Below are 19,742 nucleotides of genomic sequence, written 5' to 3' on the forward strand. Positions count from 1 at the left end.
CGCTGCGCCCCGACGGGCCGCCGGGGACCGGATGCCTCACACGTTCCCCCTGAACGGTGCAACGCCGGGCAGGAGTTCGATGGCGACGGCCGCGGAGCAGGACAAAGCCCCCGCGGGCCACCGGCGGGGGCTCCGTCTCGGCGGGGGAGGGGGACCGCGGTGTTCCGTTCCCGGCCCGCGCCCCGGTCCCGGCGACGCGCTCCCCGCACGCCGCCGGGACACGGCGGTCACAGGTGCTGCGGTGCTCCCAGCAGGGGAGTGCGCACCGGAGCGGCGAGACCGACGAACACGACCATCTCGCGGCCGCCCGGGTTGGTCTGCACGGGCACGTCGCGCCAGTTGTTGGCCAGCCACACGTTGCCGGACGGGTCGATCTGGACGGCCGTGTTGCGCTCCAGGCCCTGCTCCGGGTAGCCGGTCGCGGCCGGTGAGATCGGGTCGCCCGTGTGCAGCCCCTCGGGGCAGGCGGACTCGCGGGCACCGCACAGGTTCGCCACGCGGTGGCCGCCGAAGTTCGCCACCCACACCGTGTCGTTGCCGTCGACGGCGATGCCCCAGGGCAGGAACAGGCCGTCGTTGACGAACGGCTTCGCGGGCGTCGATCCGTCCGGACGGATCATCGTCACCGACGCGTCGACGTCCCGGGTGACGATGTCCTTGATCGCCTCGGCGACCATGGCGGGGGTGGTGCCCTCGCACGGGGCGACGACGGCGCCGCCGTTGGCCACCCAGACATTGCCGAGGCTGTCGGACGCGACACCCATGGGGCGCTTGATCCCGCCGTCGGAGACCGTGCGCATCGGCCTGCCCTGCGGCGACAGCATCATGACGTTGTTGCTGCCGTTGCCGGTCACCCAGGCGCGCCCGCGGGTGTCCACCGTGATGCCGAACGGCTTGACCAGCCGGTCCCCGCCCGGTGCGATGTTCCGGGCCCGGCGCGCGTCCCCGTGCGGGATCCGCGTCACGCTCCGGCCGCCGCAGTTGGCGATCCAGACGTTGCCGTCGCGGTCGGCCTGGGTGCCCTGCGGCTGGAGGATGTCGCCGAACCGCCAGCCGCGGGGCGGCGAGAGCGGCCGGCCGTTCGGCGTGAACTCCGAGACACTGCGGTACAGGCGGCTCGCGTCGAGCGGGCAACCGGTGCCCTGGAAGCCGAAGTTGGCGGCCCAGACGTGGCCCCTGGGGTCGATGGTGGTGCCGAAGCCGACGCCGTACAGCCCGCCACCCCGGTACGGGGCACCGGGGACGTCCTCACCCGTGGGGGTCAGCCGGGACAGGATCCGCGAACCGCAGGTCGACTGCAGCGGGTCGGGGTTGAACCGGTAGTTGTTGCCGATCCAGGCGGTGCCCCGCGCGTCGAACGCGACGTTGCCCGGCCCGTCCAGCTCGTGCCCGTTGCCCGTGTAGCGCAGGGCGAGGGTCCAGGCGGCGGGTGCCGTCTCCAGCCTCGGGCGGTACACGGTGCGGTGGTCGGCCAGGGCGTAGAGCGCCGCGGCGTTGTTGCCGGGCAGGCGGGCGATGTCGGCGACGGCCTGGAACGTCTCGCGCGGGGCGGCGGCCCCGGGGTGCGCGGCCAGGTCGAAGAGGGTGCCGCAGGTCTCGCCCGCGGTGCAGCCGGTCAGGATGTCGGCCAGCGTGTTGAATGCGCGCAGGGTGGACGTCTGGTCGCCGTTCGGCGCGGTGGTGAGCAGGCGGGCCGCCGAGCCGTCGGTGACGTCGGCCAGGTTGTGCGAGACGGCGGCGGCGTTCTGCAGGCCGGGACTGCGGCCGGCCACCTGGCCGCCGTGGGTGAACTGCGCCATGGCGAAGCCGGCGGCGACCGTGGTGCGTTCGTTGAGGACCACCTTGCCCGGCCGCCGGTGCGCGCCGAGCATCGCGACGAGGCGGACCGGCTCGACCCGGTGCGCGGCACGCGGCTGCCTGTGACCGCGCGGTCCCGTGTCCGCGGTCACGTACAGCACGGCGTCGGGGTTGTGCGGGGCGCGGTAGGCGAGGCGGAAACGGCCCTTGGCGTCGCTGCGCCCGCGGGCCAGCGGGCGGGCTCTCCCACCGAATCGGTCTCCGGCCTGCAGGAGCGTGACCTCGGCACCGGCGAGGGGCCGGCTGCCGCTGCGGACGACACCCTGCTGGTGCAGGGTCTCGTGCGAGGCGGGCGGTTCGCCGCCGGCCTCCGGGAGGGAGGCTCCCACGGCCAGGGAGGCCATGAGGGCGGTGATCAGGGCGGCACTGCGACGACGCACGGTGACTCCGTTTCTTCGGCTGCTACGGCGGATCAGAACGGCGGCCGGGCCCTTCGCCGGTGCGGCCTCCGGCCGCGGCGACGGCTTTCACGGTGTCATCGAGGCGGGTGCCGAAACGGTCCGCCGCCTTGGCGTGGCGCCGCCGCCACCCGTTCGGCCGACCGCCGGTCGGTGGGGGAGGCCGCGGGGGTCGGCGCCCGCGTCCGCCCCGGACCCGACCGGGCCCGGTCGGGAACGCCGGCGGGGCGGGGCCGGTCCCCGGGTGGCAGAGCACCGTCGGCGGCCCCGCCCGGACCCGGACCCCGCCCGGACCCGGACCCCGCCCGGACCCGGGCCCCGCCCGGACCCGGGCCCCGCCCGGACCCGGGGCCCGGACCCGGACCCGGCGCCGTGCGGCGCCTTGCACGGTCCGGAGGGAGCGGGCCGTGGTGTGGTGCGGGCACCGTCGCCCCGTCCCGCACCGTGGGACATGCCGGACATCGCCGGCGCGCACAGGGACGCCCCGACCCCCGGGCGAACGCCCCCACCAGGCAGCCGTACGCCAAACCGGAGCATGCCCCTCGCCCACTGCTACGCCCCGGACAAACACCCCCCGGCCGCCGCCGCCCTACCGTGGACCGGGACAGGCAAGAACACCCCCAAACGCGGAAGGGCCGGGACTCGCACATGACTTCCACCCACGCCTTCTGGCTCGCCGGCCGCCAGGCCACCGGCGAGGACACCTTCGACGTCACCTCCCCGTGGGACGGCCGGCTCGTCGGCAGGGCGAGCGTGCCGTCCGAGGCCCAGGTCGAGGAGGCCGTGGCCGCCGCGTACGCCGTGCGGGACGAGTTCGCCGCCACCCCGGCGCACGTCCGTGCCGCCGCCCTCGACCACGTCAGCAAGCGCCTCGTCGAGCGCACCGAGGAGATCGCCCGACTGATCTCCGCCGAGAACGGAAAGCCGATCAAGTGGGCCCGCGGCGAGGTCGGTCGCGCCGTGTCCGTGTTCCGCTTCGCGGCCGAGGAGGCCCGCCGGTTCAACGGCGGCGAGGCCCAGCGCCTCGACACCGACGCCGGCGGCCAGGGCCGGCTGGCGCTCACCCGCCGGTTCCCCAAGGGCGTCGTGCTCGGCATCGCGCCGTTCAACTTCCCGCTGAACCTGTGCGCCCACAAGGTCGCCCCGGCGATCGCGGTCGGCGCGCCGATCATCCTCAAGCCGGCCCCGGCCACCCCGCTGTCCGGGCTGATCCTCGGCGAACTCCTCGCCGAGACCGACCTGCCGGCGGGCTCCTGGAGCATCCTGCCGGTCCCGAACGACCGCATGCCCGCCCTCGTCCAGGACGAGCGGCTGCCGGTCATCTCCTTCACCGGCTCCGACAAGGTCGGCTACGCGATCATGGACTCGGTGCCGCGCAAGCACTGCACCCTGGAGCTGGGCGGCAACGGCGCGGCCGTCGTGCTGGCCGACTTCGCGAGCGACGCCGACCTGGACTGGGCCGCGACCCGCATCGCGACCTTCTCCAACTACCAGGGCGGCCAGTCCTGCATCTCCGTGCAGCGCGTGATCGCCGACGCGTCGATCCACGACCGCCTCCTGCCGCGCATCGTCGCCGCCGTCGAGGCCCAGGTCACCGGTGACCCCTCCGACGACAAGACCGACGTCGGCCCGCTGGTCAGCGAGGACGCCGCCAAGCGGGTGGAGTCCTGGGTCGAGGAGGCGGTCGCCGCGGGCGCCACCCTCCTCACCGGCGGCAAGCGCGACGGCGCGTCCTACGCGCCGACCGTCCTCACCGACGTGCCGGCCGACGTGACGCTCTCCTGCGAGGAGGTCTTCGGCCCGGTCCTCACCGTGCAGAGGACCGACGGCGAGGCCGAGGCCTTCGCCGCCGTCAACGACTCCAAGTACGGTCTCCAGGCCGGCGTCTTCACCCACGACCTGCAGACCGCTTTCCGCGCCCACCGCGCCCTGGAGGTCGGCGGCGTGGTCGTCGGCGACGTCCCGTCCTACCGCGCCGACCAGATGCCGTACGGCGGCGCCAAGCAGTCCGGCGTCGGCCGCGAGGGCGTGAAGTTCGCGATGGACGACTACACCTACGAGCGGGTGCTTGTGCTCACCGGCCTCGCTCTCTGAGCCGGCCGACCGCGGACCGGCGACGGCCTGAGCCCACTGTGCGGGGGTTCGGGCCGTCGCCGTGTCCATGGTCACGGGGCCCGCGCCCCGCGAGGACGCCGACACCCGAGGGCCGCCCCCGTTCGGAGCGGTCCTCGCGGGGGGCGGCCGGATCCTGCCGGCGGCGGGGTCCGGCAGGCTCTCAGCCGGGGTCCCGGTCCTCGTCGAAGTCACCGAGGTGCAGCGGCCCTTCACCGGGCGGCCGCCCGGCCAGCGCCCGCGGAAGGAGCGTCGCGAGGCCCTTGGGCCGAACGGCCTCCGCCGTCGAGGCCAGCTCGGGCACCGTCCACCACGCGTACCCGAAGGGTGCCTCGTCCGCGTCGATGCGCATCCGGTCGGCCTCGCCACCGGTGACGCGGACGAGGCGGTACTCCTCGTACTGGTCGCAGACCCGTCCGTCCCAGGTGAACAGCGCGCGGCGGGTCCACAGGAGCGGGCCGAGGCGGGCCGGCGCCAGGTCGAGTCCCGTCTCCTCCCGGGTCTCGCGGAGCGCCGCGCGGATCGGGTCCTCGCCGTTCTCCACCTCGCCGCCCACGGTGTACCACCACCGTGTCCCCTCCCGCCGCGGATCCCGGCCGCACATCAGGAGCAGGCGCCCATGGTCGTCCACCACCAGGACGCGGGAGGTCCGCCTCTTCTTCGCCGTCATGTCCGGGCAGCCTATGGGCTTTCCCGTGATCCCGGGTGGACCGGCCGGGGCGCCGGACGGGCGCGTCCCAGGGCGGAGGGACGTCCTCGTACCGGGCGAACGCGGGCGAACGCGGGCGACCCGGCGACGCGGCGAGGGCCATGGCCGTCGTCATGCGCCCGTCGGGACCACGGGACGGCCCCTGGCGTCACGACCCGTCAGGTCCGCCGGCCCGCGGCACCCGGCTCGGCGCCGCACGCCCGCGCGGCCCGGTCTCCGGCCCGGCACCGCGCCGGTCCCCGTCTCTCCGCCGCCGGGACCCGCGCGGGGCCGCCGGGCTTCCCGGGGAACTCCGGGGCATGTCCGGGGACTCGTCCCGGGCGGTGGACATCGAGACGTATTCCGTCCAGATCGGCCGAACGGCCGCACGCGGGGTGGTGGCCCCGCCCCGGATCGGGTACATACGATCGGGTAGCACCCGTCGGTAACCACAACGGTCCAAGATCCCGATTCGCGGCGAGGTGACCCTCATGTCCGCAAGCCCCGAAGCCCCCTCCGGTCGACCCGTCGTCACCGAACGGGAGGCCCGCCAGGTGGCGGAGGCCGCCCGTGAGCAGGCCTGGCGCAAGCCCAGCTTCGCCAAGGAACTGTTCCTCGGGCGATTCCGGCTCGACCTCATCCACCCGCACCCGCTCCCGTCCGACGAGCACGTGCAGCGCGGCGAGGACTTCCTCGCCAAGCTCCGCGACTTCGTCGAGACCAAGGTCGACGGTCCCCTCATCGAGCGAGAGGCCCGCATCCCCGACGAGGTGATCACCGGGCTCAAGGAGCTCGGCGCCTTCGGCATGAAGATCGACACCAAGTACGGCGGTCTCGGCCTCACCCAGCTGTACTACAACAAGGCGCTCGCGCTGGCCGGTTCCGTGTCCCCCGCGATCGGCGTGCTGCTCTCCGCGCACCAGTCGATCGGCGTGCCCCAGCCGCTGAAGATGTTCGGCACCCAGGAGCAGAAGGAGCGGTTCCTGCCGCGCTGCGCCCGCACCGACATCAGCGCCTTCCTGCTCACCGAACCCGACGTCGGCTCCGACCCGGCCCGGCTCGCCACCAGCGCGGTACCCGACGGCGACGACTACGTCCTCGACGGGGTGAAACTGTGGACCACGAACGGCGTGGTCGCCGACCTGCTCGTGGTCATGGCCCGGGTCCCCAGGAGCGAGGGCCACCGCGGGGGAATCACCGCCTTCGTCGTCGAGGCCGACTCGCCCGGCATCACCGTCGAGAACCGCAACGCCTTCATGGGGCTGCGCGGCATCGAGAACGGCGTCACGCGCTTCCACGGCGTCCGCGTCCCGGCCGCCAACCGCATCGGCGAGGAGGGTCAGGGCCTGAAGATCGCCCTGACCACCCTCAACACCGGGCGGCTGTCCCTGCCCGCCTCCTGCGTCGCCGCCGGCAAGTGGTGCCTGAAGATCGCCCGCGAGTGGTCGGCGGCCCGCGAGCAGTGGGGCAAGCCGATCGCCCACCACGAAGCCGTCGGTTCGAAGATCTCCTTCATCGCCGCCACCACCTTCGCGCTGGAGGCGGTCACCGACCTCGCCTCGCAGATGGCCGACGAGGACCGCAACGACATCCGCATCGAGGGCGCCCTCGCCAAGCTCTACGCCTCCGAGATGGCCTGGCTGATGGCCGACGAACTCGTCCAGATCCGCGGCGGCCGGGGTTTCGAGACCGCCGAGTCCCTGCGCGCCCGCGGCGAGCGCGGTGTGCCCGCCGAACAGCTCCTGCGGGACCTGCGCATCAACCGCATCTTCGAGGGCTCCACCGAGATCATGCACCTGCTGATCGCGCGGGAGGCCGTCGACGCCCACCTGTCCGTCGCGGGCGACCTCATCGACCCCGAGAAGTCCCTGCAGGACAAGGCCAGGGCGGGCGCGAACGCGGGCGTCTTCTACGCGAAGTGGCTGCCGAAACTCGTCGCCGGCCCCGGCCAGGTGCCGGGCGCCTTCGGCGAGTTCAAACGCGAGGTGGACCTCTCGGTGCACCTGCGCCACGTCGAGCGCCACGCCCGCAAGCTCGCCCGCTCCACCTTCTACGCCATGTCCCGCTGGCAGGGCCGCATGGAGGCCAAGCAGGGCTTCCTCGGCCGCGTCGTCGACATCGGCGCCGAACTGTTCGCGATGAGCGCCGCCTGCGTCCGTGCCGAGCTGCTGTACCGCCGGGGCGACCACGGCCGCGAGGCCTACCAGCTCGCCGACGCCTTCTGCCGCCAGTCCCGTATCCGCGTGGACGAACTGTTCGACCGCCTGTGGACGAACACCGACGACCTCGACCGCAGGGTCGTCAAGGGCGTCCTCGGCGGCGCCTACACCTGGCTGGAGGAGGGCGTCATCGACACCTCCGGAGACGGTCCCTGGATCGCCGACACCCCACCGGGACCCAGCGAGAAGGAGAACGTCCACCGCCCCGTCCGGTGAGAACCCGGTGAGAACACGGTGAGCATCCGCGGGCCCGGCCGGCGGGTGCTCACCCCGCGTTCCGCCCCGGCCCCCCGTGAGGGGGACACCCTGTCCTGTCGCCCGCCCCTTGCGGCCACAATGGGAGAATGACCGACAGTCCCGCCAGCCCAGCCAGCCCAGCACCCCTCGCCGACCCGCACCTGGTCTACGACCCGGTGACGGGCGACGGCCCGAAGGACGTGGCGATCCTCGGCTCCACGGGGTCGATCGGCACCCAGGCCGTCGACCTCGTGCTGCGCAACCCGGACCGCTTCCGGGTCACCGCCCTCTCCGCCAACGGAGGCAGGGTCGCCCTGCTGGCCGAGCAGGCCCGCCGGCTTCGGGTGCGGACCGTCGCCGTGGCCCGCGAGGACGTCGTACCGGCGCTGCGCGACGCGCTCGCCGCCGAGTACGGCACCGGCGAGCCGCTTCCCGAGATCCTCGCCGGACCCGACGCGGCCGCCCAGGTCGCCGCCGCCGACTCCGCCGAGTGCCACACGGTCCTGAACGGCATCACCGGCTCCATCGGCCTCGCACCCACCCTCGCCGCGCTGAAGGCGGGCCACACCCTGGCCCTGGCCAACAAGGAGTCCCTCATCGTGGGCGGCCCGCTGGTCAAGGCGCTCGCCGAGCCCGGCCAGATCATCCCCGTCGACTCCGAGCACGCCGCCCTCTTCCAGGCGCTCGCCGCCGGCACCCGCGCCGAGGTCCGCAAGCTCGTCGTCACCGCCTCCGGCGGCCCCTTCCGCGGCCGGACCAAGGACCAGCTGGCGGACGTCACCGTCGACGACGCCCTCGCGCACCCCACCTGGGCCATGGGCCCGGTGATCACGGTCAACTCCGCCACCCTCGTGAACAAGGGGCTGGAGGTGATCGAGGCGCACCTCCTCTATGACATTCCCTTCAGCCGCATTGAGGTGGTCGTGCACCCGCAGTCGTATGTTCATTCGATGGTGGAGTTCACGGACGGATCGACGATGGCGCAGGCGACGCCGCCCGACATGCGCGGGCCCATCGCCATCGGCCTGGGCTGGCCCGAACGCGTCCCCGACGCGGCGCCCGCCTTCGACTGGAGCAAGGCCTCCACCTGGGAGTTCTTCCCGCTGGACAACGAGGCCTTCCCCTCCGTGAACCTCGCCCGGCACGTCGGTGAGCTGGGGGGCACCGCCCCGGCGGTGTTCAACGCGGCGAACGAGGAGTGCGTGGACGCCTTCCTCAAGGGGAACCTGCCCTTCGCCGGAATCATGGATACCGTCATTCGGGTGGTGGAGGAGCACGGAAGCCCCCGTACGGGAACCTCACTGACGGTGCCGGACGTCCTGGAAGCGGAGGCTTGGGCGAGGGCCCGGGCCCGGGAACTGACGGCGAAGACGGCGGAGGTCCGTGCATGACGACCCTGATGATGATCCTCGGCATAGTCGTCTTCGCGGTCGGCCTGCTCGTCTCGATCGCCTGGCACGAGCTGGGGCATCTGTCCACCGCCAAGCTCTTCGGCATCCGCGTCCCGCAGTACATGGTCGGCTTCGGCCCGACCGTGTGGTCGCGCAGGAAGGGCGAGACGGAGTACGGGGTCAAGGCGATCCCGCTCGGCGGCTACATCCGCATGATCGGCATGTTCCCGCCCGGCGACGACGGCCGGATCCAGGCACGGTCCACCTCACCCTGGCGCGGCATGATCGAGGACGCCCGCTCCGCCGCCTTCGAAGAGCTGGAGCCGGGCGACGAGACCCGCCTGTTCTACACGCGCAAACCGTGGAAGCGCGTCATCGTCATGTTCGCCGGCCCGTTCATGAACCTGATCCTGGCGATCGGCCTGTTCCTCACCGTGCTGATGGGCTTCGGCATCCAGCAGCAGACCACCACCGTCAGCTCCATCTCGCCCTGCGTGATCGCGCAGAGCGAGAACCGCGACACCTGCAAGAAGTCCGACCCGGCCTCCCCGGCCGCCGCCGCGGGGCTGACGGCCGGTGACAAGATCGTCTCCTTCGACGGCCGGCCGACCGACAACTGGAACACCCTCTCCGACCTGATCCGGGACAGCGCCGGCAAGAGTGTGCCGATCGTCGTCGACCGCGACGGCCGCCGCCTCACCCTGCACGCCGACATCGCCACCAACCAGCTCGTCAAGAAGGACGCCGGCGGCGCCTACGTCCAAGGCGAGTACGTCAAGGCCGGCTTCCTCGGCTTCAGCGCTGCCACCGGCGTGGTCCGGCAGGACTTCGGCGGGTCGGTCACCTGGATGACCGACCGGGTGGGCGACGCCGTCGACGCCCTCGTCGCGCTGCCGGCCAAGGTCCCCGCCCTGTGGGACGCCGCCTTCAACGGTGCCCCCCGCGCCCCCGACTCCCCGATGGGCGTGGTCGGCGCGGCCCGCGTCGGCGGCGAGATCTTCACCCTCGACATCCCGCCCAGCCAGCAGCTGGCCATGGCCGTCTTCCTGGTCGCCGGCTTCAACCTCTCCCTGTTCCTGTTCAACATGCTCCCGCTGCTCCCGCTCGACGGCGGGCACATCGCGGGTGCCCTGTGGGAGTCGCTGCGGCGGAACGCGGCGAAGGTGCTGCGGCGTCCGGACCCGGGCCCCTTCGACGTGGCGAAGCTGATGCCGGTGGCCTACGTGGTGGCCGGGATCTTCATCTGCTTCACCGTCCTGGTGCTGATCGCGGATGTGGTGAACCCGGTCCGGATCACCTGACCGGCCCCGCCGCCACCGAACCCGAGGGCCTCGCCCTTCGTCCCCGGCCCGAACCCGCGGACGAAGGGCGAGGCCCTCGGGCGTGGGGCCGCGGGGCGGACGACGCACCCCACCGATTCCGCACCCCCGCCCCTGTTCGCGCCCGGCCCACGTCTCGAGCCCGGTCCCGGGCGCCGCGCGCACCGGGCATCCGGACAGCATGTCCGCGGAGGCGCACACCACGCCCTCTCCGCCGACCCGGCACGCCATCGAGCGGATCGTCGGGCCGTCGTGTGCCGACGTTCGGTTCCGTGCCGTAATCTCGAAGCCCGGAGCCCGCCGCTGAACGGGGCCGGACCATGATCCACGACTTGGGGTTGCACAGCAGATGACTGCGATTTCTCTCGGCATGCCGTCCGTTCCGACCAAGCTCGCCGAGCGCCGGAAGAGCCGGCAGATCCAGGTCGGGTCGGTGGCGGTGGGCGGCGACGCGCCGGTGTCCGTGCAGTCGATGACGACCACGCGGACGTCCGACGTCGGTGCCACGCTGCAGCAGATCGCGGAGCTGACGGCGTCGGGCTGCCAGATCGTGCGGGTGGCCTGCCCGACGCAGGACGACGCCGACGCCCTGGCCACGATCGCCCGGAAGTCGCAGATCCCGGTGATCGCCGACATCCACTTCCAGCCCAAGTACGTCTTCGCGGCGATCGAGGCCGGCTGTGCCGCCGTCCGCGTCAACCCGGGCAACATCAAGAAGTTCGACGACCAGGTCAGGGAGATCGCCCGGGCGGCCGGGGACCACGGCACGCCGATCCGGATCGGTGTCAATGCCGGCTCGCTGGACCGGCGGCTGCTGCAGAAGTACGGCAAGGCCACCCCGGAGGCGCTGGTGGAGAGCGCGTTGTGGGAGGCGTCGCTGTTCGAGGAGCACGACTTCCGGGACATCAAGATCTCCGTGAAGCACAACGACCCGGTCGTGATGATCGAGGCGTACCGGCAGCTCGCCGAGCAGTGCGACTACCCCCTGCACCTGGGGGTGACGGAGGCGGGTCCGGCCTTCCAGGGCACCGTCAAGTCCGCCGTCGCCTTCGGTGCGCTGCTCTCCCGGGGTATCGGGGACACCATCCGGGTGTCGCTGTCCGCCCCGCCGGCGGAGGAGGTCAAGGTCGGTATCCAGATCCTGGAGTCGCTGAACCTGCGGCAGCGCGGCCTGGAGATCGTCTCCTGCCCGTCCTGCGGGCGGGCCCAGGTCGACGTCTACAAGCTCGCCGAGGAGGTCACCGCCGGCCTCACCGGCATGGAGGTCCCGCTGCGCGTCGCGGTGATGGGCTGCGTCGTCAACGGTCCCGGTGAGGCCCGTGAGGCCGATCTGGGTGTCGCCTCCGGCAACGGCAAGGGGCAGATCTTCGTCAAGGGCGAGGTCATCAAGACCGTGCCCGAGTCGAAGATCGTCGAGACCCTGATCGAAGAGGCGATGAAGATCGCCGAGCAGATGGAGGCCGAGGGCGCGGAGTCGGGCGAGCCCTCCGTGTCGGTCGCCGGCTGACGACGACGCACGAGAGGGCCGGCCGCCCCACGGCCGGCCCCCGGGCTCCGCGGCCCGGAGACCGGCCGACCGTGAGCGGCCGGTGAGCCGCGGCGCCGCCGGTGGAGGGTGAGCGTCCGCGGCACCGGCCGTCGTTCCGGCGGCCGGGTGGCCGCCGTTCCGGCCGCGTGGGTCCGTTCTCACCGGCCGCACCGTCGTCTCGCGTTCCCCGCGCCTGACTTCTCGCCCCCTCGCTTGCTCCCCGGCGCGCGGGCGACCGGCTGCCTCGCCGTGACCACCGCGGACCGCCTCCAGGCCCGGGCCGCACCCCCGGGACCCGCTCGCCGTCCGCCGTCCGCGAGGTGTCGGAAAGCCCCCTGCCCCGTCGGTCCCCTGAGCGGGTCCCAGCCTCATCGGCCACGTGCGGATCTCCCGCCGCAGCCTGCCGTCCCACCGGGCGGCGCCGCAGATTTTCGCCGGGTACAGTGCGGAGATCAGTCGACCCCAGCGTGTGAGGCCCCGTACGTGTTGACCCAGACCACCTCACGGGTCCTCCAACCGAGCGACCTGGACGCCGCCCTCGCGGTGCTCGACCGCGAGCCGGTCGTCAACGCCTTCGTGACCGCCCGCGTGCAGGTCGCGGGACTGGACCCGTGGCGCCTCGGCGGGGAGATGTGGGGCTGGTACGAGGACGGCATGCTGACGTCCCTGTGCTACGCGGGCGCCAACCTGGTCCCGATCTGCGCCACCCCGCGCGCCGTCCGCGCCTTCGCCGACCGCGCCCGCCGGGCCGGCCGCCGCTGCTCCTCCGTCGTCGGCCCCGCCGGTCCCACCGCCGAGCTGTGGAGCCTCCTCGAACCGCACTGGGGCCCCGCCCGCGACATCCGCACCCGCCAGCCGCTGATGGCCACCGACCGCATGCCCGCCGACGTCGCTCCCGACCCCTACGTCCGCCGCGTCCGCAAGGACGAGATGGAGACGATCATGCCGGCGTGCGTGGCGATGTTCACCGAGGAGGTCGGTGTCTCGCCGCTCGCCGGTGACGGCGGTCTCCTCTACCAGGCCCGCGTCGCCGAACTCGTCGGCGCCGGACGGTCCTTCGCCCGCCTCGACGACCGCGGCCGGGTCGTGTTCAAGGCGGAGATCGGCGCCGCCACCCCCCAGGCGTGCCAGATCCAGGGCGTGTGGGTGGCTCCCGAGTACCGCGGGCAGGGCTTCGCGGCCCCCGGCATGGCCGCGGTCCTGCGCTACGCCCTCGCCGACGTCGCCCCGGTCGTCAGCCTCTACGTCAACGACTACAACACCCCGGCCAGAAGGACGTACGAGCGCGTAGGCTTCCAGGAGGTCGGTGCCTTCATGAGCATCCTTTTCTGAGCCGACGCCCCTGTACGCTCCCCGCATGGACGCTGTGATCGGCCCCCTGGATCTCTCCGCCCACGTCGACGAGGCGCTGGCGGTCCAGGCAGTCGCGTTCGGCCTCGGTGCCGACGAGGTGGCCGTCCGCCGCCAGATCGTCCTCCGGCACATGACCCACCGGGGAGCCAGGGCCCTCGGCGCCACCGTGGGCGGCACCCTCGTCGGCTTCGTCTACGGCATGCCCAACGACCGCTCCCACTGGTGGTCCACTGTCGTGGAGCCCTACCTGCGCGCCCGGGGCCACGAGCACTGGCTCGACGACTCCTTCGTCATCACCGAACTGCACGTCCACCCCGCGCACCAGCACCGCGGCATCGGCCGCAGCCTCATCACCACGATCACCGACTCCGCCGACGAACCCCGCTCGATCCTCTCCGCGATCGACACCGACAGCCCCGCGCGCGCTCTGTACCGCTCCCTCGGCTACGAGGACCTGGCGCGGCAGGTGCTCTTCCCCAGCGCGCCCAAGCCGTACGCCGTCATGGGGGCCCCACTTCCCCTGCGTCGCGGCTAACCGATTTCCGGGCACGCCCGCCACCCGGCTAACCTCCTTGCCATCACCCTTACCCGGCAGGAGTACAAGAACCATGGCGAACGCACCTGTCCAGCGCATGTCCCAGTTGATGGCGAAGACGCTGCGCGACGACCCCGCGGACGCCGAGGTGCTCAGCCACAAGCTGCTGGTCCGCGCCGGCTACGTCCGACGCACCGCCGCGGGCATGTGGAGCTGGCTGCCGCTCGGCAAGAAGGTCCTCGCCAACGTGGAGCGGATCGTCCGCGAGGAGATGGACGCGATCGGCGCCCAGGAGGTTCTGCTCCCGGCGCTGCTGCCCCGCGAGCCCTACGATGCCACCGGCCGCTGGGACGAGTACGGCCAGGAACTGTTCCGGCTGAAGGACCGCAAGGGCGGCGACTACCTCCTCGGCCCGACGCACGAGGAGATCTTCACCCTGCTGGTCAAGGACCAGTGCACGTCCTACAAGGACCTGCCGGTCATCCTCTACCAGATCCAGACCAAGTTCCGGGACGAGGCCCGCCCGCGGGCCGGCATCCTGCGCGGGCGCGAGTTCCAGATGAAGGACTCCTACTCCTTCGACCTCGCCGACGAGGGCCTCGCCCACTCCTACGCCCTGCACCGGGAGGCGTACCAGAAGATCTTCACGCGCCTCGGCCTCGACTACCGCATCTGCGCCGCCACCGCCGGCGCCATGGGTGGCTCCGAGTCGGAGGAGTTCCTCGCGCCGGCCGCTGCCGGCGAGGACACCTTCGCCGACTGCCCGAACTGCGACTTCGCCGCCAACACCGAGGCGATGACGTACGCGCTGAAGCCGGTGGACGCCGAGGGCGTGCCGGCCCCGGAGGACATCCCCACCCCGGACACCCCCACCATCGAGACCCTCGCCGCCTCCCTCGGCGTCCCCGCCTCCGCCACCCTGAAGAACCTCCTGGTCAAGGTGGACGGCGAGATCGTCGCCGTCGGCGTTCCCGGCGACCGCGAGGTCGACCTGGACAAGGTCGAGGCGCACTTCGCCCCGGCCGTCGTCGAGATGGTCACCGAGGCCGACTTCGCCGGACGCCCCGATCTGGTCCGAGGCTACGTCGGCCCGCAGGGCCTGCCGAAGGTGAAGTACGTCGCCGACCCGCGCGTCGCCCCGGGTACCGCGTGGATCACCGGTGCCAACAAGGCCGACACGCATGCCAGGAACGTCGTCGCCGGCCGTGACTTCGAGGTCGACGCCTACCTCGACGTCGTCGTGGTGCAGGACGGCGACCCCTGCCCGAAGTGCGGTACCGGCATCGAGCTGGACCGCGCCATCGAGATCGGTCACATCTTCCAGCTCGGCCGCAAGTACACCGACGCCCTCAAACTCGACGTCCTCGGCCAGAACGGCAAGCCGGTCCGCGTCACCATGGGCTCCTACGGTGTCGGCGTCTCCCGCGCCGTCGCCGCGCTCGCCGAGCAGACCGCCGACGACAAGGGCCTGTGCTGGCCCAAGGAGATCGCCCCGGCCGACGTCCACGTGGTCGCCGCGGGCAAGGCCCGGCAGACCGAACTCGCCCTCGACATCTCGGACAAGCTCGCCGCCGCCGGAGTCCGCGTCCTCGTCGACGACCGCGCGGGCGTCTCACCGGGCGTGAAGTTCACGGACTCCGAGCTGATCGGCGTTCCGACCATCCTGGTCGCCGGGCGGCGCGCCGCCGAGGGCGTCGTCGAGCTGAAGGACCGCCGCACCGGCGAGCGCGAGGAGCTCCCGGTCGACGAGGCGATCGCCCGCCTCACCGCCTGACGCCCGGGGCGGGGGGGCGTTCACCGCGTGTGAGCGCCCCCGCCACCCCGGCCTCCCGGGCGCTCCGGGGACGCCCGAGGCGCCGTCGCCCGGGAGGACGGGCTACAGGCCCGGGAGGACGGGCTACAGCCAGCTCGCGAACTCCATCAGCAGCTCCCCGTCCCGCTCCCGGCCGACGCGGCGCGCCCGCACGCCCGACTCCACCGCCCGGAACAGGGTCCAGCCGCGCAGCCGCTCCTGGTCCACCTCCAGCGACTCCGCGAGCCGCTTCACGCGCCGCCGCGTCGTCGCCGCCCCGGACGGCGAGGCGATCAGGTCCTCCACCCGGTCGCGGACCAGCCGGGCGAGGTCGAACGCGCACTCGCCGACCACCGGGTCCGGGCCCACCGCGAGCCACGGCATCCGCTCCCCGGCCAGCACCTTGCTCTGGCGGAACGTGCCGTGCAGCAGCCGGTGCTCCGGCGGGGCGGCCAGCAGCGCGTCCCGTGCCGCGAGCGCCTCCTCGACCAGCGGCGCCACCTCGGCATCCCGCTCCGCCGTCGCCCGCATCGCCTCCGCCTGCCGCCCGGTCCGCGCGGCCACGGTCTCGAACGGGTGGGCCGCCGCGCCGGAGGGCGGCTCCACCCACAGCCGGCGCAGCGTCCCCGCCGCCTCCAGCAGCGCCTTCGCCTCGGGCAGCGACCGCACCGACACATCGGGGTGCAGCCGCTCCAGCAGCAGCACACCCGGCTCCGGGTCCTTCGGGCCGTGCGGCAGGTCCTCCTGGAGCAGCCGTACGGCACCGCGGCCGGCCCAGTGGGCGAGCGCGGCCCGCTCCGCCTCGGGGCGGGCCCTGCGCGGCGCCAGCTTCAGCACCGCGGGCGTACCGTCGGCGCGCCGCACCAGCAGCACCAGGCTGCTCCGGCCGCCCGGCGCCTGCACCCGCTCGACGGTCAACTCGCGTAGCGCCACCGCGTGACGGGCCTCCTCCGGCAGCCTCTCCAGCCAGGCGTCCCCCTCCGGTGCCGTCTCACCGAGCGACCTGACCAGACGCCGCGGCGGTTCGAGAGCCATACGCGAGTCGTTCCCCTTCTGTGTCCGCTACGTGGTGGGTGCGGCGGTCGCCGAGGGCGACGCCGGTGCACCGGCGTTCGCCGTCCGTTCGGCGAGCCCAGGGAAGGCTACGCTCTTCCCGCGCCAGCGCACCGCCCGCACCGCGGCCTCGCGCAGCGCGCCCGCGGCCTCCCGCCGCCGCTGCCCCGCCGAGGCCCGCACGAGGTCGGAGTAGACGCCCGCCACGCGGTCCTCCAGCTCCGCGGCGAGCCGGACGGCGGCCGCCGCGTCCGGCACCGCGAACGGCAGCGCGTAACCGGCCGCCGCGGCGACCGGCGCACCGCCCAGGTCCCGCACCTCGCGCACCAGGGCGTCCCGGCGGGCGCGGTGGGCGTCGTAGGCGGCGCGGGCCTCGCCGCGGCGCACCTCGTCGATTTGCCCACCGACCACCCCGTAGCCGTAGGCCGCCGCGTGCTCGGCGGCCAGCGCAGCCTGGAGCGCCTGAAGTTCCTGTGTCCGGTCCTCGCTCACCCGGCCGCCTCCGTCGTCAGCAGGTAGACATGTGCCGCGCCCGCCGCGGCCACCGAGGCCAGCAGCCGCGCCAGTTCGCCGTCCACGTCGGCGAGCGTCTCCGTGCGCCGGTCGGCCAGTTCCTTCTCGGCGCCGGCGAGCAGGGCCACGGCCGCCTTCTCGTCCGCGGGGACGACGGGGGAGGCGTCCGGAGCGGTCACGGGAGAGCCGGTGGGGGAGGCGCCGGGAGAGCCGGTGGGGGAGCTCGTCGGCGACACGGACGGCGAACCCGACACGCCGGATCCCGCGGGCCGCGCACCGAACGCCTCCGCGTGCCGCACGGTCTCCGCCCGCAGCGGCGCGAGCCGCGGAGCGAGCGACGGATGGGCGGTGAGGACCGCGTCGTAGCGCCGGGCCAGGTCCGTGCTGTCCCGGGCGGCCCGCGCGCGGACGCGCTGGGCGAGGGACGGGGCGCTGGACCTTCCGCCACCGGTGTCCTCGGCGGTGGCCGAGCAGCCCACCAGGAGCGTGGTGCCCGCGGCCGAGGCGAGCAGGGTTCTTCTGCGCGGTCCCGAGGGGATGCGCGGCGGCGGGGTGAACGGCACGGCAGACGTCCTCGGAGAGCTCGTACGGAGGGACGGAGGACCCACAGGTCCGTGATCACGGTACCCGCGTGTCCGCTCGGCACCACTCACCGGCACCGTGCGTACACAGGTGGACGGCAACACCCCTCGGGACCGGATACCCTTTGACCTGACGCGCGACCATCCCACAACAGCACACGCGGCCGAGGAGTCACCCGGATGAGCACCACCCAGAGCGAGAGGCTGCGAGACCTTCTGGAGCCGCTCGTCGCCTCTCAGGGCCTGGACCTCGAAGAGATCGCCGTGGACTCCGTCGGACGCAAGCGTGTGCTGCGCGTCGTCGTCGACTCCGACACCGGAGCGGACCTGGACAGGATCGCCGATGTGAGCCGCGCGCTCTCGGCGAAGCTCGACGAGACGGACGCGATGGGCGAGGGCGAGTACACCCTCGAGGTCGGCACCCCGGGCGCGGAGCGCCCGCTCAGCGAGCACCGGCACTACGTGCGCGCCGTCGGACGGCTGGTGCGCTTCCAGCTGGCCGAGGGCGGCGAGCTGGTCGCCAGGATCCTCACCGTCGACGACGACGGACTCGACCTGGAGGTGCCCGGGGTCAAGGGACGCAAGGCCACCACGCGCAGACTCGTGTTCGGCGAGATCACCAAGGCACGTGTGCAGGTCGAATTCAACCGCAAGGACAAGAACGAGGAGGAGGCGTAGCCGTGGACATCGACATGAGTGCCCTGCGGGGCTTGGTGCGGGAGAAGGAGATCTCCTTCGACCTGCTGGTCGAGGCGATCGAATCGGCCCTCCTCATCGCCTACCACCGCACCGAGGGAAGCCGCCGCCACGCGCGTGTCGAGCTCAACCGGAACACCGGGCACGTGACCGTGTGGGCGAAGGAGGACCCGGACGACCTCGAGGAGGGCCAGGAGCCCCGCGAGTTCGACGACACCCCGTCCGGCTTCGGCCGGATCGCCGCCACCACCGCCAAGCAGGTGATCCTGCAGCGGCTGCGCGACGCGGAGGACGACGCGACGCTCGGCGAGTACGCCGGCCGCGAGGGCGACATCGTCACGGGAGTGGTCCAGCAGGGGCGCGACCCGAAGAACGTGCTGGTGGACATCGGCAAGCTGGAGGCCATCCTGCCGGTGCAGGAACAGGTGCCCGGCGAGCAGTACCCGCACGGCATGCGGCTGCGCTCGTACGTCGTCCGGGTGGCCAAGGGCGTGCGTGGGCCGTCCGTGACGCTGTCGCGCACCCACCCCAACCTGGTCAAGAAGCTGTTCGCGCTGGAGGTACCGGAGATCGCCGACGGGTCCGTCGAGATCGCCGCGATCGCCCGCGAGGCCGGCCACCGCACCAAGATCGCCGTACGGTCCACCCGTTCGGGCCTGAACGCCAAGGGCGCCTGCATCGGCCCGATGGGCGGCCGGGTCCGCAACGTGATGGGCGAACTGAACGGCGAGAAGATCGACATCGTCGACTGGTCGGACGACCCGGCCGAGATGGTGGCGAACGCCCTGTCACCCGCGCGGGTGAGCAAGGTGGAGGTCGTCGACATGGCAGCCCGGTCCGCCCGGGTGACCGTGCCCGACTACCAGCTGTCCCTCGCGATCGGCAAGGAAGGGCAGAACGCCCGGCTCGCGGCGCGGCTCACGGGCTGGCGGATCGACATCCGGCCGGACACCGAGCAGGCCGGACCGCAGGGCGGGGAATAAATCCCGGCCGCTGGTCGCTCAGATCACGACAGGTTTCGCACCAGCCAACTGTTCGCCTCCTGCCCCGAGGGGGTGGGGTGCCTACGGGGAGGTAGACTTAAGAGTGTCTGGCCGGACACGGGCCCGGGCATGCCCCGAACGCACCTGTGTGGGGTGTCGGGAACGAGCGGCCAAGGCGGAACTGCTGCGGATCGTGGCGATCGAGGGCGAGTGCGTCCCCGATCCTCGCGGTACGCTGCCCGGCCGGGGTGCGTATGTACACCCCGTCCCGGTCTGTCTCGACCAGGCGGTGCGCCGCCGGGCGTTCACCAGGGCGCTGCGCGTCCCGGGAGCGCTCGACGTAATGGCGTTGCGCCGGTACGTCGAGCGGGCAAAGGTTGCCGAGCAGGCAGCACGGTAGGAACACAGAACCGCGCGGAACCCCGCGCGGTTGGTACCTCGCGAGTCGAAAGCAGGTCGAGATTGCGATGAGCACTCGATGAGTACG

General features: G+C 73.0%; 16 protein-coding genes. 11 read left to right on the forward strand and 5 right to left on the reverse strand.

Annotated elements, in window-relative coordinates; all coding sequences use genetic code 11:
* Positions 1-227: 227 nt before the first annotated feature.
* Positions 228-2,237 carry an NHL repeat-containing protein gene (locus JS756_RS27865; protein WP_205385991.1) on the reverse strand — a complete coding sequence of 670 codons (2,010 nt, stop codon included), beginning with the start codon at positions 2,235-2,237 and terminating at the stop codon, positions 228-230.
* A gap of 666 nt (positions 2,238-2,903) precedes the next feature.
* Here JS756_RS27865 and JS756_RS27870 point away from each other — a divergent pair.
* The gene (locus JS756_RS27870; RefSeq protein WP_205385992.1) at positions 2,904-4,349 is read left to right on the forward strand and encodes an aldehyde dehydrogenase family protein; all 1,446 of its coding nucleotides are present in this window, start codon (positions 2,904-2,906) and stop codon (positions 4,347-4,349) included.
* Between the two features lie 181 nt (positions 4,350-4,530).
* Here JS756_RS27870 and JS756_RS27875 read toward each other — a convergent pair whose 3' ends face one another.
* On the reverse strand, positions 4,531-5,037 hold the full coding sequence (locus tag JS756_RS27875; RefSeq protein WP_205385993.1) for an NUDIX hydrolase: 507 nt from the start codon (positions 5,035-5,037) through the stop codon (positions 4,531-4,533).
* Between the two features lie 509 nt (positions 5,038-5,546).
* Between JS756_RS27875 and JS756_RS27880 the strand changes: the two genes are divergently transcribed.
* From JS756_RS27880 to JS756_RS27910, 7 genes are all read left to right on the forward strand, one after another.
* Positions 5,547-7,490, forward strand: a complete 1,944-nt coding sequence (locus JS756_RS27880) for an acyl-CoA dehydrogenase family protein (protein WP_205385994.1) — start codon at positions 5,547-5,549, stop codon at positions 7,488-7,490.
* A gap of 128 nt (positions 7,491-7,618) precedes the next feature.
* Entirely contained in the window at positions 7,619-8,902 is a 1,284-nt protein-coding gene (dxr, locus tag JS756_RS27885) for a 1-deoxy-D-xylulose-5-phosphate reductoisomerase (protein ID WP_205385995.1), read from the forward strand.
* Positions 8,899-10,203, forward strand: coding sequence for a M50 family metallopeptidase (locus JS756_RS27890; protein WP_205385996.1), 1,305 nt, complete (start codon positions 8,899-8,901; stop codon positions 10,201-10,203). Before dxr ends, JS756_RS27890 begins: the two co-directional genes overlap by 4 nt.
* Positions 10,204-10,570: 367 nt before the next feature.
* Positions 10,571-11,728 carry a flavodoxin-dependent (E)-4-hydroxy-3-methylbut-2-enyl-diphosphate synthase gene (gene ispG, locus JS756_RS27895; protein ID WP_205385997.1) on the forward strand — a complete coding sequence of 386 codons (1,158 nt, stop codon included), beginning with the start codon at positions 10,571-10,573 and terminating at the stop codon, positions 11,726-11,728.
* A 504-nt stretch (positions 11,729-12,232) separates the two neighbouring features.
* Positions 12,233-13,081 carry a GNAT family N-acetyltransferase gene (locus JS756_RS27900; RefSeq protein ID WP_205385998.1) on the forward strand — a complete coding sequence of 283 codons (849 nt, stop codon included), beginning with the start codon at positions 12,233-12,235 and terminating at the stop codon, positions 13,079-13,081.
* A gap of 25 nt (positions 13,082-13,106) precedes the next feature.
* Positions 13,107-13,637, forward strand: a complete 531-nt coding sequence (locus tag JS756_RS27905) for a GNAT family N-acetyltransferase (protein WP_205385999.1) — start codon at positions 13,107-13,109, stop codon at positions 13,635-13,637.
* A 73-nt stretch (positions 13,638-13,710) separates the two neighbouring features.
* Positions 13,711-15,411: a proline--tRNA ligase gene (locus tag JS756_RS27910; protein WP_205386000.1), complete on the forward strand. Its 1,701-nt coding sequence runs from the start codon at positions 13,711-13,713 to the stop codon at positions 15,409-15,411.
* Positions 15,412-15,534: 123 nt separating this feature from the next.
* Here the strand turns inward: JS756_RS27910 and JS756_RS27915 are convergent, their stop codons facing one another.
* Genes JS756_RS27915 through JS756_RS27925 form a run of 3 tightly spaced genes read right to left on the reverse strand, consistent with a single transcriptional unit; the run spans position 15,535 to position 17,558 of the window.
* Positions 15,535-16,464 carry an aminoglycoside phosphotransferase family protein gene (locus JS756_RS27915; RefSeq protein WP_205386001.1) on the reverse strand — a complete coding sequence of 310 codons (930 nt, stop codon included), beginning with the start codon at positions 16,462-16,464 and terminating at the stop codon, positions 15,535-15,537.
* 27 nt (positions 16,465-16,491) lie between these two features.
* Positions 16,492-16,974 (reverse strand): ferritin-like domain-containing protein, encoded by a 483-nt coding sequence (locus JS756_RS27920; protein ID WP_205386002.1) that lies wholly within the window; start codon positions 16,972-16,974, stop codon positions 16,492-16,494.
* Complete coding sequence (locus JS756_RS27925) at positions 16,971-17,558, reverse strand: hypothetical protein (RefSeq protein WP_205386003.1); 588 nt, start codon at positions 17,556-17,558, stop codon at positions 16,971-16,973. Before JS756_RS27925 ends, JS756_RS27920 begins: the two co-directional genes overlap by 4 nt.
* Before the next feature lie 198 nt (positions 17,559-17,756).
* Between JS756_RS27925 and rimP the strand changes: the two genes are divergently transcribed.
* The 3 genes from rimP (at position 17,757) to JS756_RS27940 (ending at position 19,655) form a co-directional block, all read left to right on the forward strand.
* A complete protein-coding gene (gene rimP, locus JS756_RS27930) occupies positions 17,757-18,254 on the forward strand; it encodes a ribosome maturation factor RimP (RefSeq protein ID WP_205386004.1) in 498 nt (165 codons plus the stop codon).
* Between the two features lie 2 nt (positions 18,255-18,256).
* Positions 18,257-19,255, forward strand: a complete 999-nt coding sequence (nusA, locus tag JS756_RS27935) for a transcription termination factor NusA (RefSeq protein WP_205386005.1) — start codon at positions 18,257-18,259, stop codon at positions 19,253-19,255.
* A gap of 103 nt (positions 19,256-19,358) precedes the next feature.
* On the forward strand, positions 19,359-19,655 hold the full coding sequence (locus JS756_RS27940) for a YlxR family protein (RefSeq protein ID WP_205386006.1): 297 nt from the start codon (positions 19,359-19,361) through the stop codon (positions 19,653-19,655).
* The last annotated feature ends 87 nt before the right edge of the window (positions 19,656-19,742 follow it).

The organism is Streptomyces actuosus (assembly GCF_016921115.1).
GTDB classification, from domain to species: domain Bacteria; phylum Actinomycetota; class Actinomycetes; order Streptomycetales; family Streptomycetaceae; genus Streptomyces; species Streptomyces actuosus_A.

Coding starts and splice junctions, on each gene's coding strand:
- JS756_RS27870 (WP_205385992.1), top strand. CDS start 2,904: ATGACTTCCACCCACGCCTTCTGGCTCGCCGGCCGCCAGGCCACCGGC.
- JS756_RS27890 (WP_205385996.1), top strand. CDS start 8,899: ATGACGACCCTGATGATGATCCTCGGCATAGTCGTCTTCGCGGTCGGC.
- dxr (WP_205385995.1), top strand. CDS start 7,619: ATGACCGACAGTCCCGCCAGCCCAGCCAGCCCAGCACCCCTCGCCGAC.
- JS756_RS27875 (WP_205385993.1), bottom strand. CDS start 5,037: ATGACGGCGAAGAAGAGGCGGACCTCCCGCGTCCTGGTGGTGGACGAC.
- JS756_RS27910 (WP_205386000.1), top strand. CDS start 13,711: ATGGCGAACGCACCTGTCCAGCGCATGTCCCAGTTGATGGCGAAGACG.
- JS756_RS27905 (WP_205385999.1), top strand. CDS start 13,107: ATGGACGCTGTGATCGGCCCCCTGGATCTCTCCGCCCACGTCGACGAG.
- JS756_RS27915 (WP_205386001.1), bottom strand. CDS start 16,464: ATGGCTCTCGAACCGCCGCGGCGTCTGGTCAGGTCGCTCGGTGAGACG.
- ispG (WP_205385997.1), top strand. CDS start 10,571: ATGACTGCGATTTCTCTCGGCATGCCGTCCGTTCCGACCAAGCTCGCC.
- JS756_RS27880 (WP_205385994.1), top strand. CDS start 5,547: ATGTCCGCAAGCCCCGAAGCCCCCTCCGGTCGACCCGTCGTCACCGAA.
- rimP (WP_205386004.1), top strand. CDS start 17,757: ATGAGCACCACCCAGAGCGAGAGGCTGCGAGACCTTCTGGAGCCGCTC.